A 26,936-nucleotide genomic window follows, 5' to 3' on the forward strand; every position below is an offset into this window, starting at 1 on the left:
CAAGGCCTTACTGAGGCGAAGCTTCAGTTTTTGATTTGCCGAAGTGCCACTCGTAAACCACAAATTTGAAGTCCTTCAGGTCGCCTTTGTCGTCGAAGCTCAGGTCGCCAGTCGGGGTCTTGAAGGTGCCTTTGTGGATGGCTTCAGCCACTTTGGCAGTGTCTTCGGACTTGGCGGCCTTGATGCCGTCGGCGATCACGGTCACAGCCGAGTAGGCCGGGAACACGAACGGACCGCTCGGGTCTTCTTTTTTCGCTTTGAACGCATCAGCCAGGGCGACGTTGGCCGGATCCTGGTCGAAGGATTTCGGCAGAGTCACCAGCAGACCTTCCGAAGCCTTCTGAGCGATCTGCGAGATCGAGTCGTTACCCACGCCTTCCGGACCCATGAACTTGGCTTTCAGGCCTTTTTCATCTGCCTGACGCAGGATCAGACCCAGCTCAGGGTGGTAGCCGCCGTAGTAAACGAAGTCGACGTTGGCTTGTTTGAGTTTCTGGATGATCGACGAGAAGTCCTTGTCGCCGGCGTTGATGCCTTCGAACACGGCAACCTTGACGCCTTTGCCTTCCAGGGTTTTCTTCACGGCGGTGGCGATGCCTTCACCGTATTGCTGTTTGTCGTGCAGGACAGCAACGATTTTCGGTTTTACGTGATCGGCAATGTAGTTACCGGCGGCAGGGCCCTGGGCGCTGTCCAGACCGATGGTGCGGAACACCATTTTGTAACCACGAGTGGTGATGTCCGGGCTGGTGGCGGCCGGGGTGATCATGATCACGCCTTCGTCTTCGTAGATGTCCGAAGCCGGTTGAGTGGAGCTCGAGCACAGGTGACCGACCACGAACTTGACGCCGTCGTTGACGACCTTGTTCGCGACAGCCACAGCTTGTTTTGGATCACAGGCGTCATCGTATTCAACGGCTTCGAGTTTCTTGCCGTCTACGCCGCCCTTGGCGTTGATTTGTTCGATGGCCATTTTGGCGCCACTGAACTGCATGTCGCCGTATTGGGCTACAGGACCGGTCTTAGGGCCGGCGATGCCGATCTTGATGGTGTCAGCTGCGAACGAATGGCTGGCAACCCCGGCCAGAACCATAGCGGCAAACAGTTTGGAAATCTGCTTAGTAGCCTTAGTCATAGTGCTCCACTCTTACTGTTGTAGTTTTTATAGTCCTGGCGCCGTAGCAGCAGAACCGGGTCAGATATCTTCGAATATCCTCCGGAAAATGCCCCCGACAACTGTACCGGTACAGTGTAGAGCGCCGATTGTTAGCCTGGGAAGCTGGCGCCAGGGGGCAAATTCAGGAGGTGTCGCTTTTTTGAAAGAAAAAGACAGAATTGCGGCGGGGGTTTGAGCTGAAATCCAGCAATCCTTGGCGTTCCTGCAGTTTTCAATCGGTGACTCAATTGCATCCGGGTTTTTCTGCCGGACCACCAACGTTATCATTCACGTCGATTTCTTTTCCGGACAGGACCCATGAATCAAGAACCTAGCACCCTCTATGCCAAGCTGCTTGGTGAAACCGCATCTATTACCTGGAAAGAGCTGGAGCCGTTCTTCGCCAAGGGTGCCCTATTGTGGGTCGATCCCGGTCTGGACTTGATCGCGGCGGCCGAGGCTGTGGCAACGGACGAAGGCGAGAAAGTGGCTGCCTGGCTGGCTGCCGACACGCTCGCCAAGCTGTCTGAAACGCGGGCGCTGGATCTTTTCGAACGCGATCCGGAGTTGTGGGCAGTGGTGGTTTCGCCGTGGATTCTGATCCAGGAACGGGCGACGAAGTGAATCCCTGCACCGAATCAGTGCGTGATTTTGTCGGACAAAAGTGTGTAGCCGAGTAGCGTGATGGCATGTTGCCGTAGAGAAAGGCCACAGAAGGGTCTTGGCGAGGGTGACGTAAACGTAACGGGAACAGTTTATTGAGCGGTCGATGGGCCGCTTAATTGTTTCTGAATGTTGACATTTGTGGTGTATTTGACGCCGTCTTCGCGAGCAAGCCCGCTCCCACATTCAACCGAGTTCCTCCAGGGGGATTGCGGTCGAATGTGGGAGCGGGCTTGCTCGCGAAGGGAGGCGACGCGGTCCCGCGCCGGTCTTAGAAGGACTTGCCCGTATGGTTATTCAGCGAAATAACCTTGGTCTTGCCGATCCGGTGACGATAGATCTCGCGCAGGTACTTGATCGCCTTCTTCACGCAATCGCGCGACAGGCGAATGTCATTGATCGAGACAAACTTGTCCTTGTCGTTGATCAGCTCGCGGTACTTCTTCTCGTACATCGGTTTGATCGCATACCAGTTGGTATCGAGGATCTTCGCCGGGTTTTCGAACTCGTTGAGCAATTCGTCGATCAGGTCTTCGTCGAAGTCTTCATTGATGATGAAGTCCAGGATCGAGTTATCCAGCGTTTCGTCGAAGCGGTACGGGTTCTTCGCGAAGCAGCGCTTGATGAACGCGACGATCAGCGTCAGGAAATCGTCCGACAGGCACGGGCTCTTGGCGATCAACGTGGTCAGCGACAAGTTGGCCGACGCGCCGATCACCAGCGCATAACGCTTGAGCGTGGTGTTCGGGAACAGGCTGTTGAGGTGGGTCTTCAACCGGTTCAGGTCCATGTAGGACAGTTTGTAGTCTTTCGGCAGCGAAACAATCGACACCACCGACGAGCAGTTCTTGAAGAAGTGCAGGTCGTGCAATGCGGCGGCGTCATAGCCGGAGTTCTTGTACTGCTCCAGCGAGGCGCGATAGCGCTTGGATTCGATCGGCAACAGGCTGATGCCTTCGATGGCCTGGGTGACCTTGTTGAAGTGCGGCAGGTCAATGGAGCGGAAGAACAGGTCGTCGATGTTCAGGCGTTGCGGCTCTTTTTCGAACACCTTGAACTTGTCGCTGCTTGGCGGCGGCGTTTCCGGCACCACCGATTCGGCGTAGGCAATCGCCACCGGGCCGGCCAGGCTCATGAACAGGTCGTTGGCGTCGAGGCGAATGGTTTCGCCGATGTCGATGCCGGCGCGACGGAAATAGTTCTGGTCGTAGTCGGTCGTGACTGCCTGCGCGGTCAGAATATTGAAGATCTGCTGCGAGATGTACTGGTTGGCGTGCTTTTCCATCGCGTTGACGTCGATGTTCTGGATGTTGCCGTCATCGCTTTCTTCGGCATAACGCATGATGTCGTTGGAGATCAGCATCATCGCGTTCCATGGGCGGATACGGCCCATGACGCTGGCTTCGCTGCTGTCTTCATTGGCGAAGTTGTAGGAGAAGTCCCACTCTTCCGACAGGTATTTGCACAGCAGGCGACCGGCGTTGATGTGCAGCGCCTCGGACATTTCACTGCGGTGATCGGAAATGTTCGGCAGCACGCAAATGCCGCTGGTGAAGATCGGCTCGAAAACGAAGGAATGACCGCTCTTGCCGTCATGCTCGTCCATCGGTTTGGTGTCGAACGTCTTGTTCATGTACGAGTGCTGCTGGGCCAGACCGAACTCCGAGGCCATGCCCGAGCCCGTACCGCCGCCGGCACTGAAGATCGAGAAATACAGGCGCGACTGGTTGGCCTTGATGCCGCAGCTGTCGATCAGGTACGAGTGAATCATCTTCCAGTCCGGGCTGGAGAAACGCTGGGTGTCCTTGTTCAGGATGATCTTGGCCAGGTACTGGCCGAGGATCGGCGCGTTACCGGCGCCACCGGCGTGGACTTCCGACAAGTCCATGATTTTCATTTTGCTGTAGTCGCGCAGGAAACCGCTTTTTTCGCCCTTGCGCGAGAAACGGATGCGACCGGCGATGTCTTTGTCCAGGTCGCCGAGCATCACCAGCGGCTCGACCAGGAACACCGGTTTGGTGGCCTTGTTTTGCCCCAGGCGCAGGTTGTTGCGAATCCACTGGGCCGGGCTATAGCCCTTCTCCGCGTAGCGTTTGTCCGGCGACAGGCGGTCTTCGTTGTTGAATTCGTTGAGGTAGAACTTGCGCGCGTTGTACACCAGCTCCGCGACGTCCAGCGCAATGTTCGAGCCGCAGCGACCGAGACCGATCAGGCACACCGACGGGAATTCCTGATCGTTGTGCTGTTCGTTATCGCCTTCCAGGTGCGGCGGGCGCGGGAACACCATGTCGCGCAGGCCGTCGAGGTTGTCGAGGATGCGGTCCGTGTTGGTTTCGGTGAAGTACAGGTATTGCTGAGTTGCCAGCGGGCGCGACGGCGTCAATGGCTTCGACGGTGCGGGGCTGTTCGCCGCGGGGCTCAGCGTCAGATCGGATATCGCAGGGGCCGGATTGTTTTTGGAAGTCATTGTGCGCCATGTACCTGAGCTGGTCGGTCGGGCGACTGCTGTCGTCGAACCGTCACGGATGGGGTCTCGCGTCTTTTTTAGCGCGTCATTAGTCCAAGCGTCAGGAGGGGGCCTGAACATCACTCGGAGGAATCCTTTCCCTAGTCATGATGGATCGGCCAATATTTGGCGATCTTTAATCGAAAAGAAGGCCAAATGATGTCAGCGCTGCCTTCGTTGGGTTTTGCCGGGATCGGCAATCAGCGGATTGGCCGCGCAACTGATGCGCCTGCATGGGCCAGGGCTATTTGCAAAAGGCCCCGTCAACGCTAGTGCAGCTGATCGCAAGCCAGATTCAAAGGGCTGAAGGCACGCGCGTGTTTGCGTTGGTTGATCTCGTTCAGCACCGGACGCAACTCCGCCAGCGGCACCGGACGACTGAGCAGGTAGCCCTGCACGAAATCGCAGCCGCTACGCTCGAGAAACGCATATTGCTCAGGGGTTTCGACGCCTTCGGTGATCACCTGTAAATTCAGGGAGTGGGCGATGACGATAATCGCCTGGACAATTTCCATGTCCTGGGCGGCCTCGGGGATGTCCTGGATGAACGATCGATCGAGCTTCAGCGTATTGAGTGGCAGGCGCTTGAGGTAGGGCAGTGACGAGTAACCGGTGCCAAACTCGTCAATCGACAGCGACACACCCAGGGCACGGATCTGGTTCAGTTGTACCAACGTATTGACGAGGTTGCCCATCAGCGCATTCTCGGTCACTTCCAGTTCCAGCCGGTGCGGCGACACCCCGGCGACCCGTAATGCGTGCTCGATTTCATCGGCCAGTTCCTCGCGCGCAAGATTCAGGGGCGAGCAGTTCACCGCGATATGGAGTTCTTCGCAGCCCTGACGCGACAGCTCGCTCAGGTCCTTACAGGCTTTGCGCAGCACCCAATTGTCCAGTTCGGCGATCAAGCCGTTGGCCTCGGCGATGGCGACGAACCGATCCGGTGCCAGCAATCCGTGGACCGGATGTTGCCAACGAATCAATGCTTCCAGCTTGCTGACCTCGCCGGTCTTCAGGTCATAGATCGGTTGGTAATGGAGCATCAGTCCGCTGTCGTCGCGCAGGGCGTTGCGCAGTTCTTCCTCCAGTTGCAGCTCCAGGGTGGCGCGGGTTTTCAGGTTGGCGCTGAAGAAATTCAGACCGTTGCGGCCACTGCCCTTGGATTGATACAGCGCCAGATCGGCGTTTTTCAGCAACTCTTCGCACGTCTTGCCGTCTTCCGGAAACAGACTGATGCCGATGCTGGTAGTCATGGCCATGCATCGCCCGGCCAACTCGATGGGCTCTTTCATTTTCTGCATGATGCTCTGGGCCATGTGTCGTGCCTCTTCGCGATCGCGCAGGCTGATGAGGATGCAGAATTCGTCGCCACCGAAGCGCGCCGCCACATCTTCGTGGCTGCGCAGCGAGCTCTTGATGTGGCCGGCCAGGACCTTGAGCAATTCGTCGCCGGCGTCATGGCCAAGGCTGTCGTTGATCCGCTTGAAGTGGTCGATGTCGAGGAACATCACCGCCAGCATGCCGCCTTCCGTGGTCTTCTCAGTGAGTTTTTCGGCGAAAATCTGGTTGAAACCACGACGGTTGATCAAGTTGGTCAACGCGTCGTAGTGCGCCACCTGTTGCAATGACTGACGCGCCTGGTCCAGTTGACTGAGCAGGGTGTTGACTCGCTGCAGGTCGGATTCCTTGATTTGCAGCTTCTTGTCCGCCAGTGCCGCGCTGATGCTGCTGCCGATAATCAGCAACGTCATCACTGCCACCGTCACGCCAAGTTGCAGGTGATTGTTGTCGCCGGGCAGCGGCTGGAGGCTGTTGTCGGGCAGCACCAGGTTGAGTGCCGCCATGCCGGTGAAGTGCATGCTGACGATGCCCGCTCCGAGCACCAGGCTGGCGGTGTATTTGAGCTGTTGATGAAACACACCGCTGCCATCGCGCAGATGACTGGAAATCAACAACGCGGCCAGGCTGGCGCCAATGGCGATGACGATCGAGAGGATAAACAGAACGGGTGGTAATAGGCTGTCGCATTCGAACGCATGGCGGCCATGCCCACGTAGTGCATGGTCGCGATGCCCAGGCCGATCCACACCGCGGCCCGCAGGTATTGCCAGAAATTCACATTAGGATGGCTGAGGGTGTGCATCGCCAGCCATGAGGCCGTCAGCGCGAACAACAGTGAGGTCAGGGTGACAGGCATCTGGTAATGAATTTCGATCGGCACCTGGAGCGCCAGCATGCTGATGAAGTGCATGGCCCAGATACCACCCGCCAGACACCCGGCACCGACCCAGCGCCAGAGTCGTTGGGTCGAGGGTTTTTGTGCATTGCCGACCCGTTCGGTCATGTCCAGCGTGGCAAAGCCGGCCGCACATGCCACGACATAGGCCAGCAACACCAACAAAGGGTTATACGCACAATTGAGTATGACCTGACCGCTCTCGGGCAGTTGGGTCGTGAAATGCAAACCAAGCAACTCCATCGCTTGCCCCGTCCCTTAAGTCATCCAGGCCGGCGCAATAAACGCTGGCGAATGCTCTGGAGTATAGAGGCCGTGTACAAAGTGCCAAGGGGTGATAGCACATTGACACTTAAATTTTTGAAATTAGTTCTATTGCTTTTGGTACTAAAGCCTTACGCGATCTGCTCATAGGGTAGTTCGTACTCGGGTAGCAGGGCTGGCAACCCGAACGCTGCCCGTGCTGCATCGCAATCCACGTTTGCCTCGCCATTGGCCCACGAGGCGTCGAATTCCCGACAGGTGCTGGAGCGCTTGTCATAAATCGAGCATTGCACGGTGCTGCCCACTTCACCGACCAGCCCGATGCAACGGGTGGGCTTGCAGTCCGTGCCGAGCATGGCGACCCGGCTGGGGCTGATCGGCGCGACAAGCTCGTCGGGCACCGTTCCTCCCGCCGAGGTGCACTCACCCCAGAAAAAAGAGACACGAAAATGAGAACAGCAGGCACCGCAATTCAGACACGGACTGGCTTCGGACATGGGCGATAATCAAGGAGGTGGGGGGACGGTGGGGCAGACAAGGCCGCTATTCTAGGCTTCGCAACGGGCTTTGGAAGGGGGGGCGGGAAGTATTTTCTACGTCTGTCATGGCTATTGAAACAACGGGTTGGGGCCTTTAAACACTGGGTTTGAGCGGTCCTCAGGGGCCGGGCGTTGCGCGGGGGCTCGCCATGGGCTGATATCAGCCTTACGAATCATTACAGACAGCTACGGCGAGCCTGACTAGATTGCAGGTTCCGGAGACGGTGAAGCCCTCAATAACAATCAAAGAGACGGACTCATGCAGAACTCGACCCAAGCGACGAATGCCTGGCGCATTCTGTTCCTGCTGTTCCTGGCCAATCTGTTCAACTTCTTCGACCGCACCATTCCAGCCATCATCATCGAGCCGATCCGTATGGAATGGCACCTCAGCGATTTTCAGTTGGGGATCTTCGGGACTGCATTCACCATCGTCTACGCGATTGCCGGCCTGCCTTTGGGGCGGATGGCCGATACCGGCTCACGCGCCAAACTGATGGGCTGGGGCCTGGCAGCGTGGAGCGGGCTGACCGCCGTTAATGGGCTGGTGGGCAGTTTCTGGAGTTTCCTGATCGTGCGCATGGGCGTCGGTATTGGTGAAGCCAGTTATGCACCCGCCGCCAATTCATTGATCGGCGACTTGTTCCCTGCCCACCGCCGTGCGCGCGCGATGGGTATTTTCATGCTGGGTTTGCCATTGGGACTGTTGCTGGCGTTCTTCACCATCGGCTGGATGGTCAAGGTCTTCGACAGCTGGCGTGCACCGTTTTTCATCGCGGCAGTGCCGGGGTTGATCCTGGCGATCTTCATGTTTTTCATCAAGGAGCCGAAACGCGGCGCGGCCGAAAGTGTGCAGGTCTCGCAGGAACGTGTGGACCGGCCGATCCGCCGAGTGCTGGCGGTGCCGACATTCCTGTGGCTGGTCATGGCGGGGCTGTGTTTCAACTTCGCCAGCTATGCCTGCAACTCGTTTATGGTGCCGATGTTGCAGCGTTATTTCCTGATGCCTTTGCATGAGGCCGCCGTGGCAACGGGCGTCATCGTGGGTGTGACGGGGCTGTTCGGCTTGACCTTGGGTGGTTGGGTCGCGGACAAGATTCACCAGCGCGTGGCCAATGGGCGACTGCTGTTTGCGGGATTCAGCCTGATCATCTCGGCGGTGTGCACCGCTTGGGCGTTGCATGCGGGGCGGATCGAAATCGGGGTGTTTGTGGCGATGTTCAGCGTCGGCTGGTTGTTTGCCTACAACTTCTACACCTGCGTTTACACGGCGATTCAGGACGTGGTCGAACCGCGCCTGCGGGCGACCGCCATAGCGTTATTCTTTGCCGGGTTGTATTTGCTCGGTGGTGGATTGGGGCCGGTGGTGGTGGGTGCTTTGTCCGATCACTTTGCGCACACGGCCATGCTGGCGGCCGGTGCCGAGCAGATGACCGAAGCGTTCAAGGCCGTCGGGCTGCATGACGCGATGTACCTGATCCCGGTGGCGCTGTTCTTTACGATGGTGTTTCTGTTTCTGGCGTCGCGGTGTTTTGTGCGGGATGCGAAGCGGATGAAGGAAGGGTTGGTGGCGGTGGTTGAGCCTGGGGTTTCTGTGGCGACTGCATAATCGCCTTCGCGAGCAAGCCCGCTCCCACAGTGATCTCGGTTGCTCACAAAATTTGTGTTCACCCGAAACCCTGTGGGAGCGGGCTTGCTCGCGAAGAAGCCATCTGTAGCACCCTAAATATTCGGGTGAAAAAAAGGCCCGCATCGCTGCGGGCCTTCTTTTTTAGCAGTGGAGCAGGGGCGATTAACCCGCCACCAACACCCGAATCGCTTCCAGTCGAAGCGCAGCCTTGTCCAGCATGGCCAGACCTTGCTCACGCTGTTTGCGCAAGGCAACCAGTTCGCTGTCACGTACGGTCGGGTTGACCGCTTGCAACGCAGTCAGGCGTGCCAGTTCTTCATCGGTATCGGCAGCCAGGCGACGCTGCGCCTCGGCCACGCGCTCGGCGTGACGCGGGAAGATCTTCTCTTCACCGGCGTTGATCCGTGGCGTCAGCTGATCGCGCTGGGCCTGGATGAACTTGTTGGCGCTGGCGCGCGGCACGCTTTCCAGTTGATCGTTCAGGGTTTCGAACGCCACCCGGGCCGACAGGTCGTTGCCATTGGCATCGAGCAGGCAGCGCAGCGCGGCCGGTGGCAGGTAACGGCCCAGTTGCAGCGAGCGCGGCGCAACCACTTCGCTGACGTAAAGCAATTCCAGCAACACGGTGCCAGGTTTCAACGCCTTGTTCTTGATCAGCGCCACGGCGGTGTTGCCCATCGAACCGGACAGCACCAGGTCCATGCCGCCCTGCACCATCGGGTGTTCCCAGGTGATGAACTGCATATCTTCGCGAGACAGTGCCTGGTTGCGGTCGTAGGTGATGGTCACGCCTTCGTCGTCGCCCAGCGGGAAGCTGGCGTCGAGCATTTTTTCACTCGGCTTGAGGATCAGGGCGTTTTCCGAATGGTCTTCGCTGTCGATGCCGAAGGCGTCGAACAGGGTTTCCATATAGATCGGCAGGGCGAATTGATCGTCTTGCTCAAGAATGTCCTCGACCAGCGCATCACCTTCGCCGGCACCGCCGGAATTGAGTTCCAGCAGGCGGTCACGGCCGGTGTGCAGCTCGGCTTCCAGACGCTCACGCTCGGCGCGTGCTTCGTCGATCAGCGCTTGCCACTCGCCATCGTCGGCATTTTCCAGCAGCGGCAGCAGGCGCGGGCCGAACTGATGCTGTAAGGCGTTGCCGGTCGGGCAGGTGTTGAGGAAGGCGTTCAGGGCTTCGTGGTACCACTGGAACAACCGCTCTTGCGGGCTGGTTTCCAGGTACGGCACGTGCAATTCGATGATGTGCTTCTGGCCGATCCGGTCCAGACGACCGATCCGCTGCTCCAGCAGGTCCGGGTGCGACGGCAGATCGAACAGTACCAAGTGGTGCGAGAACTGGAAGTTGCGACCTTCACTGCCGATTTCCGAGCAGATCAGCACTTGAGCGCCGAACTCTTCATCGGCGAAGTACGCAGCGGCGCGGTCACGCTCGAGGATGTTCATGCCCTCGTGGAACACCGTGGCCGGGATGCCGGAGCGCACGCGCAGGGCGTCTTCCAGGTCCATGGCGGTTTCGGCGTGGGCGCAGATCACCAGCACTTTGGTGCGCTTGAGCATTTTCAGCTGGTCGATCAGCCACTCGACACGCGGGTCGAATTTCCACCAGCGTTCTTCTTCGTTGGCATCCGGCTGGGCCTGGAAACTGACTTCCGGGTACAACTCGGCGTGATCGCCCAGCGGCAGCTCGAGGTATTCGTCCGGGCACGGCAGCGGGTACGGGTGCAGTTTGCGTTCCGGGAAACCCTGCACGGCGGCGCGGGTGTTACGGAACAGCACGCGGCCGGTGCCGTGGCGGTCGAGCAGTTCGCGAACCAGACGGGCGCTGGCTTCGGTGTCGCCATCGTTGACGGCGGTCAGCAGCGCTTCGCCTTCGTTGCCGAGGAAACCGTGAATGGTCTGGTGCGCTTCAGGCGACAGGCGCCCCTTGTCCAGCAGCTCCTGAACGGCTTCGGCCACCGGGCGATAGTTTTCGCTCTCGGCGCGGAAGGCGTGCAGGTCATGGAAACGGTTTGGATCGAGCAGGCGCAGACGCGCGAAGTGGCTGTCCTGACCCAGTTGTTCCGGGGTCGCGGTCAGCAGCAGTACGCCAGGAATGACTTCGGCGAGTTGTTCGACCAACGAGTATTCCGGGCTGGCCTTCTCTTCGTGCCACACCAGGTGGTGGGCCTCGTCGACGACCATCAGGTCCCAGCCGGCGGCGAACAGCGCGTCCTGGGCCTTCTCGTCTTCCACCAGCCATTCCAGTGCAACCAGTGCGAGCTGGGTGTCTTCGAACGGGTTGGCGGCATCGCTTTCGATGAAGCGTTCTTCGTCGAACAGCGCGACTTGCAGGTTGAAGCGGCGGCGCATTTCCACCAGCCACTGGTGTTGCAGGTTCTCCGGCACCAGGATCAGCACGCGGTTGGCGCGGCCGGACAGCAGTTGGCGATGGATCACCAGGCCGGCTTCGATGGTCTTGCCCAGACCCACTTCGTCCGCCAGCAGAACTCGCGGCGCAATGCGGTCGGCGACTTCACGGGCGATGTGCAACTGGTGCGCGATCGGTTGCGCACGTACGCCACCCAGGCCCCAGAGCGCGGACTGCAACTGGCGGCTGGTGTGTTCAAGCGTGTGATAACGCAGTGAGAACCAGGCCAGCGGGTCGATCTGCCCGGCAAACAGACGGTCGCTGGCCAGACGGAACTGAATGAAGTTCGACAGCTGGGTTTCCGGCAGGGTGACCGCTTCGTTCTGCGCGTTGAGGCCGTGGTAGACCAGCAGGCCGTCGACGTCGTCGACTTCCTGGACGGTCAGTTTCCAGCCTTCGAAGTGAGTGATCGAGTCACCCGGCGAAAAACGCACGCGGGTGAGGGGCGCATTCCGTAGCGCGTACTGGCGAGTGTCGCCAGTGGCCGGATAGAGCACGGTCAACAAGCGGCCGTCCTGTGCCAGAACGGTGCCCAAACCCAGCTCGGCTTCGCTGTCACTGATCCAGCGTTGCCCCGGTTGATACTGCTGCGCCATGCTGCCTGACTCCCACCTTGAAAAAGCGGGCTATCTTAACGGAATCGGGCCTCGAGACCAAAAGGTTTACGGCGTAGGAGCTGCCGCAGGCTGCGATCTTTTGATCTGGGGGAACGGTTGAATTCTACGTTGTCCGATAAAGATCGCAGCCTGCGGCAGCTCCTACAAGTGCCAATCAGGTCACAGTTTGCGACCGATGGCTCAAGTCGCCATCCCGACAGCCGACAGCCTGCTGACAGGAGACAAATAATTATGCTGCCACCGATGCTCCCCTTGAGTGCCGTGCCGATCACGTCCCAGCACGACCCGATCCGCCAGCGCCCGGATATTCCGCCCGTTGTGCCAGTGCAGGAAGGCTCCAACGAAAGCACCATCGACCTGCAACAGCGCGATCCGGAGGAGGCAGCTTTTCAGTTGCGCGAGGAACAGCGCCGCAAGCAGGAACAGCAACGGCGTCGTCGCGAAGCCGATGAAGATCCTGACGAACACCTGGCGATTCCCGGTACCGAGCTCAACGCCGACAACACTGTGCCGGTAGCGCCGCTGATTGAAGACGAGCCGCGTCAGGGGGTTTGGGTCGACATTCAGGTGTAGGAGCTGCGAAAGGCTGCGATCTTTTCGGTAGTCACCAATACTCACTCACCGTCCGCCGCCAACGCCCTCAAGCTCTCCAAAAGCACCTCAATCTCCTTCTCGGTATTGAAATAACTCACCGCAATCCGCGCGATGCTTTCCAGCCCTCTCGCCTGCATGTCCAGCGGCGTATAGGCCACGCCATTGGCACCGATGTTGATCCCTCGCTGTGCCAGTTGCTGCTTCAAATCGACACTGTCCCAACCCTTGAGCGTGAAGGCGATCAGGCCTGACTTCCTTTGGGTCCATCGCAAAAACGCGATTGTGCGGTGAAAAAACCGCTTCGGTACATATTTTGTTAAGCCGCTGTTTTACGGGTGGCTGGTCAGCGCCGGCGCCAGACCGCATTATTGGCGCAATCCTGCCGAGCGATGCGGCGGCTGAACTTCCTTTCAAGCGATGCACTGAACGCCATGAGCCAAGACGACAAGCTGATCGACCTCAACGCCGAACGCGCCAAGCGTGTTCACGACCTCAACGACAAACGCCTGAATGAAGTGCGCCAGGCTTTCGAGCAAGCGATGCCATTGGGTAAAGCGAAGAAGAAGCCGAAGAACAAACCGAAAAAGCGTTAATCCCCCGGCATCCGTTGATGCAGATCAGTTTTCCCCCCCTCCTTTGCGCCCTGTCTCGGGCGATATTGACCCCGGTCAATTTTCTCTCCTGCCTGATTGGTTAACTTAGCCCCATCGCAACAGGGCAAGTGCAGGAGACCCGTCATGTTTTTCGACAACGTGGTGATCGCCGGAGTGCTGACAGTCGGCCTCATGGTTCTGTTTTTTGCAGGGTTTGGATTTTTTATCTGGAAGGATTCGCACAAGCGGAAAAAACCGTAGGTCTTTCTGGAGGCAATGAGCACGCAAGGCATTTTGGGCAACTTCGGTTGCCCTTTTTTTTTCTGCGATTTCTATCGGCTTGCGCAAATCCACTGTGGGAGCGGGCTTGCTCGCGAATGCGGTGGGTCAGTCAACAGTGATGTTGAATGATAAATCGCATTCGCGAGCAAGCCCGCTCCCACAGTGGATTGGTGGTGTTGCCAAGATTGCATGACGGGCATGAAAAAGGCGCGAACCTCACGGAACGCGCCTTTTTCGTTGCAGCGAAGTATCAGCTGCCCAGTGCCTTCGACGCCAGCCAGAACAGGCCGGCCGACAAGGTAACGGTCGCTGGCAGGGTCAGGACCCAGGCCAGCAGGATGGTTCTGACGGTGCCGCCTTGCAGGCCGCTTTTGTTGGCGACCATGGTGCCGGCCACGCCTGAAGACAGTACGTGGGTGGTGGACACCGGCAGGCTGAAGATGTTGGCCATGCCGATCAGGCTCGCGGTAGTGATCTGCGCCGACATGCCTTGGGAGTAAGTCATGCCTTGCTTGCCGATCTTCTCGCCGATGGTCAGTACCACACGTTTCCAACCCACCATGGTGCCCAGGCCCAGGGCCAGTGCGACCGCCAGAATCACCCAGAACGGGGCGTATTCGGTGGTGGTGGTCAGGTCTTTGCGCAGTTTGTCCAGGTCAGCCTTTTCACGGGCAGCGAGGCCGGGCAGCTTGCCGACTTTCTTCGCCGTGTCATCCAGGCAGAGCAGGTAGCGACGCACTTCGATACGGCTTTCCGACGACAGCGAGCGGTAGTCGGAGACACCTTTGAGGGTGTCGAGCAGGGCGGTGATGGTCGGTTCGGTCTGTTGCGGGTTGCAACGGAATTTCTCCGGCAGATCACCTTCCACGCTTTTGCCCAGGGCCAGGTATTCACCCAGCGTATCGGCATTGCGCTTGTAGAACTGGCTCAGGTGCAGGGTCGCGTCGCGAGTCCGTTCGATCTGGTAGGTGGTGCTGCCCAGGTCGAGTACGAACTGCGCCGGCACGATACCGATCAGCACCAGCATGATCAGGCCGATACCTTTCTGGCCATCGTTGGAACCGTGCACGAAGCTCACGGCCATGGCCGAGATCACCAGCACCAGGCGGTTCCAGAACGGCGGATGCTTTTTGTCGTCGATCTTGCGGCGCTGTTCCGGCGTCTTGTGCATCTTCGACAGTGGACGCCACCATTTAAGGCCGATCAGGATCAGCGCTGCGATCAGGAAGCCTGCCATTGGCGAGAACACCAGCGACATCGCGATATCGATCGCCTTTTGCCAGTTCACACCGTCGGCCAACGGAATATCGTTGATCAAGGCGTTGGCCAGGCCCACGCCGAGGATCGAACCGATCAGCGTGTGGGAGCTGGAGGCCGGGATACCGAAGTACCAGGTGCCCAGGTTCCAGGTGATGGCGGCGGCAAGCAACGAGAACACCATGGCCAGTCCATGACCGGTGTTCACATTGATCAGCAGTTCTACCGGCAGCAGGTGGACGATGGCATACGCCACGCCAACACCGCCCAGCAGCACCCCGAGAAAGTTGAACACACCGGAAAAGAACACGGCCAGATGCGGCGGCATGGCTTTGGTGTAGATAACAGTGGCCACCGCGTTTGCAGTGTCATGAAAGCCGTTGATGAACTCGAAGGCGAGGACAAAGGCGAGGGCGAGCAAGAGGCTCACAAGCACCCAAGCATCCAGTCCGCTGAATAAATCGATCATGAAGGTTTTCTGACCCGGTCGTAAGGGGGCGCGATTATGCCAGAAAAGACTGTAAATCGATGCACTAGCTGCTCATCGGTAACATTCTTCAACGAATTAGTTTGATGCAATCCCCTAAGCGCCGGGCTTTTAGCGAGTTTTGCAAGTCGTTGAATTTCTTTGTAAAGCCCGCAGGCACAGGGGTTTCCCTCGTAAGGGCGAGAGGTGTAAAGGCTTGTATGAAATATCTGAGAAGAAGGCCAGACATGAGCCAATTGCCTCATCACATAGATGAGGTGACCGCTGCCCGCTCGTAACGGGCGCGAATGGCAACATCAATGCATCCCGCTTTTAACGGGGGCAGACGCAGGCCCTTGAAAGGAGTCAGGTCGAGGCGATCATGGCTCTTCGGCTTTAAGTTCCTTTTCCATCTTCTGCAGTTCCTGGGTGAAAGCCTGGTCCTGAACGGTGGCGCGTTTACGCCAGGGTTTGCGTTCCGGTTCGGGCTGAGCGGCGTAGGTGGTGACTTCCCCGCCGTAAACTTCCTTGTAACGTTGTTCCTGGCGCTCAAGTTCCGCGCGCAGTTCGTCTTTCGTCACAGTGCTACCTGTATAGGTTGAGATTGATTCTGGTAATTCGCGCTGCATCAAATGCATTGACCACGATTGCAGAAAGGACAATGCCCGGGAAGGCATTGTTTTACGGCACGGCGATCAATACTTCCATGTTGCACGCGGCCACGGCACCAGAGCAAAACGGCTGACGTAGCATCAGTTTCCTGTTTCAGCGAGCGCACTGTCGGAGCGTTTGCAATGAGCGTCAGGTGCTTGCTGCGGGCAGCAACGATGGAACATCGCGCTACCGGGTGACGGGACCCAATTACAAAAAAACCGGGTCGCCACTGAATTGCATTATAGCGGTCGATTTGAAGAACACTATCGCCAAAGAGTTAAAAATGGATCTTCATGTGTGATCGTTTTATTACCCGCAAGTTTTTACGATCACTAGAAAACGATGTCTTTCTGGCGCCATTAAGTCGAACAAGTTAGGAGCTTAGATGGGGCCTTTAACTCAGGGTTCAAGCACGGGTAAAACATGTGTGGGGAATGGCACTAACGTGCCGGACCAGAGGCTTCTATATTAGCGGTCTATTGCGATTATCGGCCGAGGGTTCGATAATCGCCCGATCTTGGCCGCCTCTGGCTTGTGTGCCGAACCCGGAGCCGCTTGTAATAGACGTCACCGATCGGTGTGGGAAAAGGACCTGATATGAACGAGCAAATGCGCAATTCCTTCGCTTCAGTGGCGCCGCCGATCGTCGCGTCGCCCGCCAAGCGGATTCAGGCCCTGACCGGCGACCCGGACTTCATGACCTCCCTGGCCCGAGGTCTGGCCGTGGTGCAAGCGTTCCAGGAGCGTAAACGGCACCTGACCATCGCCCAGATCAGCCACCGCACGGAAATTCCCCGCGCCGCCGTGCGCCGTTGCCTGCACACCCTGATCAAACTCGGCTACGCCACCACCGACGGGCGCACCTATTCGCTGCTGCCCAAAGTGTTGACCCTCGGCCATGCCTATCTGTCCTCGACCCCGCTGGCAGTGTCTGCCCAACCTTACCTCGACCGCATGAGCGAACAACTCCACGAGGCCTGCAACATGGCCACGCTGGAAGGCGATGACATTTTGTACATCGCCCGCTCGGCGACGACCCAGCGGCTGATTTCCGTTGACCTGTCGGTGGGCGGTCGCCTGCCGGCCTATTGCACCTCCATGGGCAGGATTCTTCTCGCGGCACTCGACGACACTTCACTGCGTGAGTACCTCGACCATGCCGACCTGCAAGCCAAGACCAGCCGCACCTTGCACACCCCCGAGGCGCTGCTCGAATGCCTGCAGGAAGTGCGGCAACAAGGCTGGTGCATCGTCGATCAGGAGCTGGAACAAGGCCTGCGCTCGATTGCCGTTCCGGTGTACGACGCTTCCGGGCAAGTGGTGGCGGCGCTCAACGTCAGCACGCACGCGGGCCGGGTCAGTCGCAACGAGCTGGAGCAACGCTTTCTGCCGGGTCTGCTGGCGGCCAGCCGTAACCTCAGCGCCCAGCTGTTTGCCTAAGCTGTTCGATAATCGCCCAGACTCGCGCTTAACGAATTGACGCACTTTCCCCAGGATCACTAATGTCGCGGCAGCGCCAGCTTAGGCTGGCACCTGTCCGACTGCGTTCTTGCGTGGAATAAAAATAATGAACCAGCCTCAGTCTGCTGTAGGTAACTGCCTCGACGTGCAGTCCTTCATCAATGCTCAACCCATCTCGCGCTACCAGTGGCGAGTAGTGATCCTGTGTTTCCTGATTGTCTTCCTTGATGGCCTCGACACCGCGGCCATGGGGTTCATCGCACCGGCCCTGTCCCAGGACTGGGGCATCGATCGCGCCAGCCTCGGCCCGGTCATGAGCGCGGCGTTGATCGGCATGGTCTTCGGCGCACTGGGTTCCGGCCCGTTGGCTGACCGCTTCGGGCGAAAAGTCGTACTGGTGGGCGCGGTACTGTTGTTCGGTGCCTTCAGCCTGGCATCGGCCTACAGCAGCAATGTCGATCAGTTGCTGGTGCTGCGCTTCCTTACCGGCCTGGGCCTTGGCGCGGGGATGCCGAACGCCACGACATTGCTGTCGGAGTACACCCCGGAGCGAAGAAAATCCCTGCTGGTGACCAGCATGTTCTGCGGCTTCAACCTCGGCATGGCCGGTGGCGGGTTTATTTCGGCCAAGCTGATTCCGGCGTTCGGCTGGCACAGCCTGCTGCTGATCGGCGGGATTCTGCCGCTGATCCTTGCCGTCGTCCTGCTGTTCTGGCTGCCGGAGTCGGCGCGTTACCTGGTCGTGCGCAATCGCGGCACCGACAAAGTGCGCAAGGCGCTGGCGCCGATCGATCCGACCGTCGTCGCGCAGGCATCCAGCTTCAGTGTGCCGGAACAGAAATCCGTGAAGGCGCGCAACGTGTTTGCGGTGATCTTCTCCGGCACCTACAGCACCGGCACCTTGTTGTTATGGCTGACCTACTTCATGGGCCTGGTGATCGTTTACCTGCTGACCAGTTGGCTGCCGACGCTGATGCGTGACAGCGGCGCGAGCATGGAGCAGGCGGCATTCATCGGCGCGTTGTTCCAGTTCGGCGGCGTGCTCAGCGCCGTGGGCGTGGGCTGGGCGATGGACCGGTTCAATCCGCACAAGGTCATTGGCACTTTCTACCTGCTGGCCGGGGTGTTTGCCTACGCGGTGGGGCAGAGCCTGGGCAACATCACGCTGTTGGCGACGCTGGTGCTGGTGGCCGGGATGTGTGTCAACGGCGCGCAATCGGCGATGCCTTCGCTGGCGGCGCGGTTTTATCCGACCCAAGGGCGGGCGACCGGGGTGTCGTGGATGCTCGGGATTGGTCGGTTCGGCGCGATTCTCGGTGCGTGGATGGGGGCAACGTTGCTGGGGTTGGGCTGGAACTTTGAACAAGTGCTGACGGCGTTGGTGATTCCGGCGGCGCTGGCGACGACGGCGGTGGTGATCAAGGGCATGGTCAGTCATGCGGATGCGACGTGAGGTGATGATCCAGATTATTTGGCGCGTTTGATGGCCCCTTCGCGAGCAAGCCCGCTCCCACAAGGATTGCGTTTCAACCTGTAGGAGCGAGGCTTGCCCGCGAAGCTGTTAGCGATCGGTAGTCAAGCAACAATCTGTTCGATAAACGAACACTTAGTCGATTATCGGATTGTTTGGCAGTTTGCACAGGCTTAACCTTCAGTCATTCCGGCGCGCGCATCGCGCCTTTTTCTACCACTGTCGGTTCATAACAAAACGGGAGCCTGCCCCCATGGCTGAAATCCTTTCGCTGCACGACGCGGTGAAGCAATTCGTCAACGACGGCGATACCGTTGCGCTCGAAGGCTTCACTCACCTGATCCCTACGGCGGCGGGTCACGAAATCATTCGCCAGGGCAAGAAAGATCTGACGCTGGTACGGATGACGCCTGACCTGATCTACGACCAGTTGATCGGCGTCGGTTGTGCTCGCAAGCTGATTTTCTCCTGGGGCGGCAACCCGGGCGTCGGCTCGCTGCACCGTCTGCGTGACGCGGTCGAGAAGCAGTGGCCGCACGCGCTGGAAATCGAAGAACACAGCCACGCCGACCTGGCGAATGCCTACGTCGCTGGCGCCTCGGGCCTACCGTTTGCGGTGCTGCGTGCCTACGCCGGCTCCGACCTGCCGAAGGTCAACCCGCTGATCAAGAGCGTCACTTGCCCGTTCACCGGTGAAGTATTGGCGGCCGTGCCTTCGGTGCGCCCGGACATCACCGTGATTCACGCGCAGAAGGCCGACCGTAAAGGCAACGTGCTGCTTTGGGGCATTCTCGGTGTGCAGAAAGAAGCTGCGCTGGCCGCCAAGCGTTGCATCGTCACCGTCGAAGAAATCGTCGACGACCTCAACGCACCGATGAACGCCTGTGTGCTGCCGACCTGGGCCTTGAGCGCGGTCTGCCACGTTCCGGGCGGCGCGCATCCGTCCTACGCCCACGGCTACAACGAGCGCGACAACCGTTTCTACCAGGCCTGGGACCCGATTGCCCGCGACCGTGAAACCTTCACCGCGTGGATCAACGAGTACATCCATGGCTGCGCTGACTTCAGCGAGTTCCAGGCCAGGCTGGCCGCTGCATCGGAGGCGAAGTAATGACTTACACCACCAATGAAATGATGACCGTTGCCGCCGCTCGCCGTCTGAAGAACGGTTCCGTGTGCTTCGTCGGCATCGGCCTGCCGTCGAAAGCGGCCAACCTGGCGCGGCTCACTTCCTCACCGGATGTCGTCCTGATCTACGAATCGGGTCCGATCGGCGCCAAGCCGAGTGTATTGCCGCTGTCGATTGGTGACGGTGAGCTGGCGGAAACCGCCGACACCGTCGTCCCGACCGGTGAGATTTTTCGCTATTGGCTGCAGGGCGGGCGCATCGACGTCGGTTTTCTCGGTGCCGCGCAGGTCGATCGTTTCGGCAACATCAACACCACGGTGGTCGGCGATTATCACGCGCCCAAAGTCCGCCTGCCGGGCGCTGGTGGCGCGCCGGAAATCGCCGGTTCGGCCAAAAGCGTCTTGATCATCCTCAAGCAGTCGGCACGTTCCTTCGTCGACAAGCTCGACTTCATCACCTCGGTCGGCCATGGCGAGGGCGGTGATTCGCGCAAGCGTCTGGGGCTGCCGGGCGCCGGTCCGGTCGGGATCATCACCGACCTGTGCATCATGGAACCGGAAGCGGACACTCATGAATTCGTGGTCACAGCGCTGCACCCAGGGGTGACCCGCGAGCAAGTGGTTGCTGCCACCGGTTGGGCAGTTCGCTTCGCGGAAAATGTTGAAAACACCGCCGAGCCAACCCTCGTTGAACTGACTGCGCTCAGGGATCTGGAAGCCCGCACTGCTACGGCCCATGGCCAAGCACCCGGAGAAGCGTGATGCGTGACGTTTATATCTGCGACGCGATTCGCACCCCCATCGGCCGTTTCGGCGGTGGTTTGTCGGCGGTCCGTGCTGACGACCTTGCCGCCGTGCCGATCAAGGCGCTGATGGAACGCAACCCGTCGGTGGACTGGAACGCGGTGGACGAGGTGTTCCTTGGCTGCGCCAACCAGGCCGGCGAAGACAACCGCAACGTGGCGCGCATGGCGCTGCTGTTGGCGGGCCTGCCGGAAACCATTCCCGGCGTGACCCTCAATCGCCTCTGCGCTTCAGGGATGGACGCCATCGGCACCGCGTTCCGCGCCATCGCCAGCGGCGAAATGGAGTTGGCGATTGCCGGCGGCGTCGAGTCGATGTCCCGCGCGCCGTTCGTGATGGGCAAGGCGGACGCGGCGTTCTCGCGCAACATGAAACTGGAAGACACCACCATCGGCTGGCGTTTCATCAACCCGTTGATGAAAGCCCAATACGGTGTCGATGCGATGCCGCAGACCGCCGATAACGTGGCGGACGATTACCAAGTGTCCCGCGAGGATCAGGACGCTTTCGCACTGCGCAGTCAGCAGCGGACAGCCGCCGCGCAAGCTGCAGGATTTTTCGCGGAAGAAATCATCGAAGTGCGGATTGCCCACAAGAAGGGTGAAACAGTCGTCAGCCAGGACGAGCATCCTCGCGCCGACACCCGCCTGGAAACTCTGGCCAAACTGAAACCGGTCAATGGTCCCGACAAAACCGTCACTGCCGGCAACGCGTCGGGTGTGAATGACGGCGCGGCGGCGTTGATTCTGGCTTCGGCCGAAGCCGTGAAAAAACACGGTCTGACCGCTCGCGCCAAAGTGCTGGGCATGTCGAGCGCCGGTGTGGCGCCACGGGTAATGGGCATCGGCCCGGTCCCGGCGGTGCGCAAACTGACCGAACGCCTGGGCCTGGCCGTCAGCGATTTCGACGTGATCGAACTCAATGAAGCCTTCGCCAGCCAGGGCTTGGCCGTGCTGCGTGAACTGGGGCTGGCGGACGACGCGGCTCAGGTCAACCCGAACGGTGGCGCCATTGCCTTGGGTCATCCGTTGGGCATGAGCGGTGCGCGTCTGGTGCTGACGGCGTTGCATCACCTGGAAAAAACCGGTGGCAAGAAAGGTCTGGCGACCATGTGTGTCGGCGTCGGCCAGGGTCTGGCCTTGGCGATCGAACGCGTCTGACGCGCAGCAGTGACAATAAGAACAGAGGAAAGCGAAATGACTGACAAGCCTGGTTACCGTCGCCCGCAGGAAGGCACCCAGCCGGACTACCTGCACCCGACTTATCAATCCACCAACCTGCGCTCGCCGTCGAAGCCGTTGGTGTTTTTGCCCCATTCGTTGTCGGAAATTACCGGCCCGACGGTCGGTGCCGAGCGCGTCAGCGAGAAGGACAACGACCTGACGGCCCAGCACACGGGCGAGCCATTGGGTGAACGCATCATCATTCACGGCCGCGTGCTGGATGAAAACGGTCTGCCGGTCCCGGGGATCCTGGTGGAGATCTGGCAGGCTAACGCTGCCGGTCGCTACAACCATGCCCGCGACCTGCACGACGCGCCGCTGGACCCGAACTTCACCGGCACCGGCCGCACCGTGACCGACGTCGATGGCTGGTATCAATTCCAGACCATCAAGCCCGGCGCCTATCCGTGGGGTAACCACCACAACGCGTGGCGCCCGGCGCACATCCATTTCTCCTTGTTCGGACCGAGCATTCTGACGCGCCTGGTCACCCAGATGTATTTCCCCGGCGACCCGTTGCTGGCGTACGACCCGATCTACAACTGTGTGCCGGACACCAGCGCCAAAGAACGCCTGATCGCCAGTTTCGACCTGGAAAAAACCAACCCTTCCTACGCCCTCGGTTATCGCTGGGACATCGTCTTGCGCGGCCGCGATGCCACGCCGATGGAGAAATAAGATGACGCTGACTGCGACCACGTCCCACACCGTCGGGCCGTACTACCACATCGGCCTGACCTGGCTGAACCGCGAAAACCTGACCGTCGAACAAACCCTTGGCGAACGCGTGGCGATCACCGGGCAAGTCCTCGATGGCAACGGCGACGTCGTCAACGACGCGATGCTGGAAGTCTGGCAGGCCAACGCCGCTGGCAAGTACGACCACCCCGAGGACGATCAGGACAAACCGCTGGACCCGAACTTCGAAGGTTTTGGCCGGATACCGGTGGATGCCGAAGGACGCTTCCGGTTCACCACGATCAAACCGGGTACGGTGCAAGGCCTGAAAGGCACGACCCAGGCGCCGCACCTGGTGGTGCTGGTGTTTGCCCGTGGGTTGGTGAAGCACTTGTTGACGCGGATTTACTTTGATGGCGAACCGGCCAACGTGTCGGACCCGCTGTTGGAATGCGTGCCGGCTGAGCGTCGCAATACCTTGCTGGCGAAGCAGGACGCGACCGGTGTTTATCAGTGGAATGTGATTTTGCAAGGCACCGAGGCGGAGACGGTGTTTTTCGATTATTAAATGAACGCCTCAAATCCCTGTGGGAGCGGGCTTGCTCGCGAAAGCGGTGTGTCAGGCAACATTTGCATCGACTGATACACCGCCTTCGCGAGCAAGCCCGCTCCCACAGGGGATCTGTGTTGCTGATCCATCTGTGGAACGGGACTGTTGCAAAGTGTGTCTAGACTTTCACTGTCCCCAAAGAGTGAAGAACGATGGCAACCCCTACCGCTATTACAGCGCATTACACCGGCGAAGAGCGCAGCAAGCGGATCTTCGCGATTGTCGGCGCCTCGTCCGGCAACCTCGTCGAATGGTTCGACTTCTACGTCTACGCCTTTTGCGCGATCTATTTTGCGCCTGCCTTTTTTCCGTCCGATAACCCGACGGTGCAACTGGTGAATACGGCGGGCGTGTTCGCGGCGGGGTTCCTGATGCGCCCCATCGGCGGCTGGATTTTCGGCCGTGTCGCGGACAAGCACGGGCGCAAGAATTCGATGCTGATTTCGATTCTGATGATGTGCTTCGGCTCGTTGCTCATTGCGTGCCTGCCGACCTACAAGGACATCGGCGTCTGGGCGCCGATCATGCTGCTGTTCGCCCGCTTGCTCCAGGGCTTGTCGGTGGGCGGCGAGTACGGCACCACCGCGACCTACATGAGCGAAGTAGCCCTCAAGGGCCAGCGCGGTTTTTTCGCCTCGTTCCAGTACGTGACGCTGATTGGCGGGCAACTGCTGGCGGTGTCGCTGGTGGTGATCCTGCAACAGTTCCTCACCGAAGATGATCTGCGTGCCTACGGCTGGCGGATTCCGTTCGTGGTCGGTGCCATGGCGGCGCTGGTTTCGCTTTATCTGCGTCGGTCGCTGAAAGAAACCACCAGTAAGGAAATGCGTGAAAACAAGGACGCCGGCAGTATCCGCGCGCTGTTCCGCGACCATAAAGCCGCGTTCTTCACCGTGCTCGGTTACACCGCCGGCGGTTCGCTGATTTTCTACACCTTCACCACGTACATGCAGAAGTACCTGGTGAACACCGCCGGCATGCACGCCAAGACCGCCAGTTACATCATGACCGGCGCGCTGTTCCTTTATATGTGCATGCAACCGCTGTTCGGCATGCTCGCGGACAAGATCGGCCGACGTAACTCGATGCTGTGGTTCGGTGCTTTGGGTACGTTGTTCACCGTGCCGATTCTGTTGAGCCTGAAAAGCGTCAGCAGTCCGTTTCTGGCGTTTGTGCTGATCACTGTGGCGCTGGCAATCGTCAGTTTCTACACCTCCATCAGTGGTCTGGTGAAAGCCGAGATGTTCCCGCCGGAAGTGCGCGCGTTGGGCGTCGGCCTGGCGTACGCGGTGGCGAATGCGATCTTCGGTGGTTCGGCGGAATATGTCGCGCTGAGCCTCAAAGCCGTGGGCATGGAAAACTCCTTCTACTGGTACGTCACGGTGATGATGGCGGTAGCGTTCCTGTTCAGCCTGCGTCTGCCGAAACAGGCGAAATACCTGCATCACGACCTTTGATCCATCTGCGTGGGCTGCACCGGCCCACGCCTTCAGGGACTGTTTATGAACCAGCGACCGGGCAATCAATTGTTCGATGCCTATTTCACTGCCCGCGATATGCGTGAGGTGTTCTGCGATCAGGGCCGGGTTCAGGCCATGCTTGATTTCGAAGCGGCGCTGGCCCGGGCCGAGGCGCGGGTCGGGCTGATTCCGCAGACGGCGGTGGCGCCTATCGAAGCGGCCTGCCGCGCCGGGCATTACGATTTCGCCGCGCTCGGCGAAGCGATTGCGACGGCCGGCAATTCGGCGATTCCGCTGGTGAAAGCCTTGGGCAAACAGATCGCGACCAACGATGCCGAAGCCGAGCGCTATGTGCATCTGGGCGCGACCAGTCAGGACGTGATGGACACTGGCCTGGTGCTGCAACTGCGCCGGGCGCTGGAACTGATCGAGGACGATCTGGCGCAATTGGGCGAAACCCTCGCGACGCAAGCCTTGCGTTTCGTCGCCACGCCGCTGGCCGGGCGCACATGGTTGCAACACGCGACGCCCGTCACCCTCGGCATGAAGATCGCCGGTTGGCTGGGCGCCGTCACCCGCAGCCGTCAACGTCTGCAAGAACTCAAACCGCGTCTGCTGGTGCTGCAATTCGGCGGCGCCTCCGGCACCCTCGCGGCCCTCGGCACGCAGGCGATGCCGATTGCTGAAGCGCTGGCCGGGGAACTGCAACTGACCTTGCCCGACCAGCCCTGGCACACCCAGCGTGATCGTTTGGTGGAGTTCGCTTCGGTGCTGGGATTGATCGCCGGCAGCCTCGGCAAACTCGGCCGCGATATCAGCCTGTTGATGCAAACCGAAGCGGGCGAAGTGTTCGAACCCTCGGCGCCGGACAAGGGCGGTTCTTCGACCATGCCGCACAAACGCAACCCGGTGGGCGCTGCGGTGCTGATCGGCGCCGCTACGCGCGTTCCCGGTTTGCTCTCGACCCTGTTCAGCGCGATGCCGCAAGAACACGAGCGCAGTCTGGGCCTGTGGCATGCCGAGTGGGAAACCCTGCCGGAGATTTGTTGCCTGGTGTCCGGCAGCCTCAAACAAGCGCTGTTGGTGGCGGACGGGCTGGAAGTGGACGCCGAACGCATGGCCCGCAACCTCGACCTGACCCAAGGGCTGGTGTTGGCGGAGGCGGTGAGCATCGTCCTTGCGCAACGGGTCGGCCGCGACACCGCGCACCATCTGTTGGAACAATGCTGCAAACGCGCCGTCGCTGAGCAACGGCATTTGCGCGCGGTTCTCGGCGATGAGCCACAAGTAACCGCCGAGCTTTCGCCTGCTGAACTCGATTATCTGCTGGACCCCGCGCACTATCTCGGACAGGCCCAAACCTGGGTCGAGCGAGCGGTGGCTGAACATTCTGCGTTGACTGCCTGAAGGAGATTGCTGTGGCTTTCGTACAACTCGCCGAGGGCGAACTGCATTACCAAATTGAAGGGCCGCAACTCGATGGACCGGAAGATGCGCCGGTGCTGGTGCTGTCCAATTCGCTGGGCACCGACCTGCACATGTGGGACGCGCAGATTGCCGCGTTCACCGAGCATTTCCGCGTACTGCGTTTCGATACCCGTGGCCACGGCAAATCGCTGGTCACGCCGGGGCCGTACAGCATCGAGCAACTGGGCCGTGACGTGCTGGCGCTGCTGGATGCGTTGCACATTGAAAAGGCGCATTTCTGCGGCCTGTCGATGGGCGGCCTGACTGGTCAGTGGCTGGGCATCAACGCCGGCCAGCGTCTGCACAAACTGGTGGTGTGTAACACCGCGGCGAAAATCGGCGATCCGTCAATCTGGAACCCGCGCATCGAAACCGTGCTGCGTGACCGTGCGGCGGCCATGGTTGCGCTGCGCGATGCGTCGATTGCGCGTTGGTTTACTCCGGATTTTGCCGAAGCCAATCCTGCTGCGGCCAAGAAGATTACCGACATGCTCGCGGCGACGTCGCCGCAAGGTTACGCCGCTAATTGCGCTGCCGTGCGCGATGCTGATTTCCGTCATCAGCTGTCCTCGATCAAGGTGCCGCTGCTGGTCATCGCCGGCACCGAAGACGCGGTCACACCGCCGTCCGGTGGGCACTTCATCCAGGAACACGTGCAGGGCGCCGAGTACGCCGAGTTCTACGCCGCGCACCTGTCCAACGTTCAGGCCGGTGCTGAGTTCAGCGACCGGGTGCTGGCGTTTCTGTTAGCTGATTAAGGGGAT

21 protein-coding genes and 2 pseudogenes are annotated in these 26,936 nt (G+C 59.7%); 15 read left to right on the forward strand and 8 right to left on the reverse strand.

The window, feature by feature from the left end; all coding sequences use genetic code 11:
- Positions 1-7: 7 nt before the first annotated feature.
- Positions 8-1,135: a branched-chain amino acid ABC transporter substrate-binding protein gene (locus tag ACA073_RS06205; RefSeq protein WP_497402385.1), complete on the reverse strand. Its 1,128-nt coding sequence runs from the start codon at positions 1,133-1,135 to the stop codon at positions 8-10.
- Positions 1,136-1,474: 339 nt separating this feature from the next.
- Between ACA073_RS06205 and ACA073_RS06210 the strand changes: the two genes are divergently transcribed.
- Positions 1,475-1,780: a DUF2288 domain-containing protein gene (locus ACA073_RS06210; protein WP_497402387.1), complete on the forward strand. Its 306-nt coding sequence runs from the start codon at positions 1,475-1,477 to the stop codon at positions 1,778-1,780.
- A gap of 310 nt (positions 1,781-2,090) precedes the next feature.
- Here the strand turns inward: ACA073_RS06210 and ACA073_RS06215 are convergent, their stop codons facing one another.
- The 3 genes and pseudogenes from ACA073_RS06215 to ACA073_RS06225 all read right to left on the reverse strand — a co-directional run bounded on the left by ACA073_RS06215 (position 2,091) and on the right by ACA073_RS06225 (position 7,322).
- Positions 2,091-4,286, reverse strand: a complete 2,196-nt coding sequence (locus ACA073_RS06215) for a hypothetical protein (RefSeq protein ID WP_497402389.1) — start codon at positions 4,284-4,286, stop codon at positions 2,091-2,093.
- A 239-nt stretch (positions 4,287-4,525) separates the two neighbouring features.
- Positions 4,526-6,804 (reverse strand): annotated as a pseudogene (locus ACA073_RS06220) (putative bifunctional diguanylate cyclase/phosphodiesterase).
- 152 nt (positions 6,805-6,956) lie between these two features.
- Positions 6,957-7,322, reverse strand: coding sequence for a YkgJ family cysteine cluster protein (locus tag ACA073_RS06225; RefSeq protein ID WP_497402391.1), 366 nt, complete (start codon positions 7,320-7,322; stop codon positions 6,957-6,959).
- Between the two features lie 301 nt (positions 7,323-7,623).
- Between ACA073_RS06225 and ACA073_RS06230 the strand changes: the two genes are divergently transcribed.
- A complete protein-coding gene (locus ACA073_RS06230; RefSeq protein ID WP_497402392.1) occupies positions 7,624-8,973 on the forward strand; it encodes a spinster family MFS transporter in 1,350 nt (449 codons plus the stop codon).
- Between the two features lie 183 nt (positions 8,974-9,156).
- On the opposite strand, the gene rapA is transcribed toward ACA073_RS06230, so the two are convergent.
- Entirely contained in the window at positions 9,157-12,003 is a 2,847-nt protein-coding gene (gene rapA, locus ACA073_RS06235; RefSeq protein ID WP_497402394.1) for an RNA polymerase-associated protein RapA, read from the reverse strand.
- A gap of 252 nt (positions 12,004-12,255) precedes the next feature.
- On the opposite strand from rapA, the gene ACA073_RS06240 reads away from it, so the two are divergent.
- Positions 12,256-12,597 carry an aspartate-semialdehyde dehydrogenase gene (locus ACA073_RS06240; protein WP_497402396.1) on the forward strand — a complete coding sequence of 114 codons (342 nt, stop codon included), beginning with the start codon at positions 12,256-12,258 and terminating at the stop codon, positions 12,595-12,597.
- Positions 12,598-12,638: 41 nt separating this feature from the next.
- On the opposite strand, the pseudogene ACA073_RS06245 reads toward ACA073_RS06240, so the two are convergent.
- Positions 12,639-12,875, reverse strand: a pseudogene (locus tag ACA073_RS06245) (aminotransferase class V-fold PLP-dependent enzyme); the annotation flags it as partial.
- A 174-nt stretch (positions 12,876-13,049) separates the two neighbouring features.
- On the opposite strand from ACA073_RS06245, the gene ACA073_RS06250 reads away from it, so the two are divergent.
- Both ACA073_RS06250 and ccoM read left to right on the forward strand, forming a co-directional pair.
- On the forward strand, positions 13,050-13,211 hold the full coding sequence (locus ACA073_RS06250) for a hypothetical protein (RefSeq protein WP_008016476.1): 162 nt from the start codon (positions 13,050-13,052) through the stop codon (positions 13,209-13,211).
- Between the two features lie 144 nt (positions 13,212-13,355).
- Positions 13,356-13,472: a cytochrome c oxidase subunit CcoM gene (gene ccoM / locus ACA073_RS06255; RefSeq protein WP_007906619.1), complete on the forward strand. Its 117-nt coding sequence runs from the start codon at positions 13,356-13,358 to the stop codon at positions 13,470-13,472.
- Positions 13,473-13,743: 271 nt separating this feature from the next.
- On the opposite strand, the gene ACA073_RS06260 is transcribed toward ccoM, so the two are convergent.
- Both ACA073_RS06260 and ACA073_RS06265 read right to left on the reverse strand, forming a co-directional pair.
- On the reverse strand, positions 13,744-15,219 hold the full coding sequence (locus ACA073_RS06260) for an inorganic phosphate transporter (protein WP_497402397.1): 1,476 nt from the start codon (positions 15,217-15,219) through the stop codon (positions 13,744-13,746).
- Between the two features lie 377 nt (positions 15,220-15,596).
- Entirely contained in the window at positions 15,597-15,797 is a 201-nt protein-coding gene (locus tag ACA073_RS06265; protein WP_007935837.1) for a hypothetical protein, read from the reverse strand.
- 670 nt (positions 15,798-16,467) lie between these two features.
- On the opposite strand from ACA073_RS06265, the gene pcaR reads away from it, so the two are divergent.
- From pcaR to pcaD, 10 genes are all read left to right on the forward strand, one after another.
- Positions 16,468-17,310, forward strand: coding sequence for a pca regulon transcriptional regulator PcaR (pcaR, locus tag ACA073_RS06270; protein WP_008025635.1), 843 nt, complete (start codon positions 16,468-16,470; stop codon positions 17,308-17,310).
- A 127-nt stretch (positions 17,311-17,437) separates the two neighbouring features.
- On the forward strand, positions 17,438-18,784 hold the full coding sequence (pcaK, locus tag ACA073_RS06275; protein ID WP_497402399.1) for a 4-hydroxybenzoate transporter PcaK: 1,347 nt from the start codon (positions 17,438-17,440) through the stop codon (positions 18,782-18,784).
- Between the two features lie 271 nt (positions 18,785-19,055).
- Positions 19,056-19,913 (forward strand): CoA transferase subunit A, encoded by an 858-nt coding sequence (locus ACA073_RS06280; protein ID WP_497402400.1) that lies wholly within the window; start codon positions 19,056-19,058, stop codon positions 19,911-19,913.
- Positions 19,913-20,692 carry a CoA-transferase subunit beta gene (locus tag ACA073_RS06285; protein ID WP_497402402.1) on the forward strand — a complete coding sequence of 260 codons (780 nt, stop codon included), beginning with the start codon at positions 19,913-19,915 and terminating at the stop codon, positions 20,690-20,692. The genes ACA073_RS06280 and ACA073_RS06285 overlap by 1 nt, the downstream gene beginning before the upstream one ends.
- Positions 20,689-21,894, forward strand: a complete 1,206-nt coding sequence (gene pcaF / locus ACA073_RS06290; RefSeq protein WP_497402404.1) for a 3-oxoadipyl-CoA thiolase — start codon at positions 20,689-20,691, stop codon at positions 21,892-21,894. The genes ACA073_RS06285 and pcaF overlap by 4 nt, the downstream gene beginning before the upstream one ends.
- Positions 21,895-21,930: 36 nt before the next feature.
- Positions 21,931-22,635: a protocatechuate 3,4-dioxygenase subunit beta gene (pcaH, locus tag ACA073_RS06295; RefSeq protein WP_497402406.1), complete on the forward strand. Its 705-nt coding sequence runs from the start codon at positions 21,931-21,933 to the stop codon at positions 22,633-22,635.
- A 1-nt stretch (position 22,636) separates the two neighbouring features.
- Entirely contained in the window at positions 22,637-23,203 is a 567-nt protein-coding gene (gene pcaG, locus ACA073_RS06300) for a protocatechuate 3,4-dioxygenase subunit alpha (RefSeq protein WP_497402408.1), read from the forward strand.
- Positions 23,204-23,397: 194 nt separating this feature from the next.
- Positions 23,398-24,702 (forward strand): MFS family transporter, encoded by a 1,305-nt coding sequence (locus ACA073_RS06305; RefSeq protein ID WP_497402409.1) that lies wholly within the window; start codon positions 23,398-23,400, stop codon positions 24,700-24,702.
- A 45-nt stretch (positions 24,703-24,747) separates the two neighbouring features.
- Positions 24,748-26,112, forward strand: coding sequence for a 3-carboxy-cis,cis-muconate cycloisomerase (locus ACA073_RS06310; protein WP_497402411.1), 1,365 nt, complete (start codon positions 24,748-24,750; stop codon positions 26,110-26,112).
- An 11-nt stretch (positions 26,113-26,123) separates the two neighbouring features.
- Positions 26,124-26,930, forward strand: a complete 807-nt coding sequence (pcaD, locus tag ACA073_RS06315) for a 3-oxoadipate enol-lactonase (protein ID WP_497402413.1) — start codon at positions 26,124-26,126, stop codon at positions 26,928-26,930.
- Positions 26,931-26,936: the final 6 nt, after the last annotated feature.

The sequence above is a fragment of the Pseudomonas sp. LBUM1670 genome (assembly GCF_059695695.1).

Bases quoted from the DNA above. Each gene is read 5' to 3' on its own strand.
- pcaK (WP_497402399.1), top strand. From the start codon at position 17,438: ATGAACCAGCCTCAGTCTGCTGTAGGTAACTGCCTCGACGTGCAGTCC.
- ACA073_RS06305 (WP_497402409.1), top strand. From the start codon at position 23,398: ATGGCAACCCCTACCGCTATTACAGCGCATTACACCGGCGAAGAGCGC.
- ACA073_RS06215 (WP_497402389.1), bottom strand. From the start codon at position 4,286: ATGACTTCCAAAAACAATCCGGCCCCTGCGATATCCGATCTGACGCTG.
- pcaH (WP_497402406.1), top strand. From the start codon at position 21,931: ATGACTGACAAGCCTGGTTACCGTCGCCCGCAGGAAGGCACCCAGCCG.
- ACA073_RS06260 (WP_497402397.1), bottom strand. From the start codon at position 15,219: ATGATCGATTTATTCAGCGGACTGGATGCTTGGGTGCTTGTGAGCCTC.
- ACA073_RS06205 (WP_497402385.1), bottom strand. From the start codon at position 1,135: ATGACTAAGGCTACTAAGCAGATTTCCAAACTGTTTGCCGCTATGGTT.
- ACA073_RS06285 (WP_497402402.1), top strand. From the start codon at position 19,913: ATGACTTACACCACCAATGAAATGATGACCGTTGCCGCCGCTCGCCGT.
- ccoM (WP_007906619.1), top strand. From the start codon at position 13,356: ATGTTTTTCGACAACGTGGTGATCGCCGGAGTGCTGACAGTCGGCCTC.
- ACA073_RS06225 (WP_497402391.1), bottom strand. From the start codon at position 7,322: ATGTCCGAAGCCAGTCCGTGTCTGAATTGCGGTGCCTGCTGTTCTCAT.
- ACA073_RS06240 (WP_497402396.1), top strand. From the start codon at position 12,256: ATGCTGCCACCGATGCTCCCCTTGAGTGCCGTGCCGATCACGTCCCAG.
- ACA073_RS06230 (WP_497402392.1), top strand. From the start codon at position 7,624: ATGCAGAACTCGACCCAAGCGACGAATGCCTGGCGCATTCTGTTCCTG.
- ACA073_RS06280 (WP_497402400.1), top strand. From the start codon at position 19,056: ATGGCTGAAATCCTTTCGCTGCACGACGCGGTGAAGCAATTCGTCAAC.
- ACA073_RS06310 (WP_497402411.1), top strand. From the start codon at position 24,748: ATGAACCAGCGACCGGGCAATCAATTGTTCGATGCCTATTTCACTGCC.
- pcaG (WP_497402408.1), top strand. From the start codon at position 22,637: ATGACGCTGACTGCGACCACGTCCCACACCGTCGGGCCGTACTACCAC.
- pcaR (WP_008025635.1), top strand. From the start codon at position 16,468: ATGAACGAGCAAATGCGCAATTCCTTCGCTTCAGTGGCGCCGCCGATC.
- rapA (WP_497402394.1), bottom strand. From the start codon at position 12,003: ATGGCGCAGCAGTATCAACCGGGGCAACGCTGGATCAGTGACAGCGAA.
- ACA073_RS06210 (WP_497402387.1), top strand. From the start codon at position 1,475: ATGAATCAAGAACCTAGCACCCTCTATGCCAAGCTGCTTGGTGAAACC.
- ACA073_RS06250 (WP_008016476.1), top strand. From the start codon at position 13,050: ATGAGCCAAGACGACAAGCTGATCGACCTCAACGCCGAACGCGCCAAG.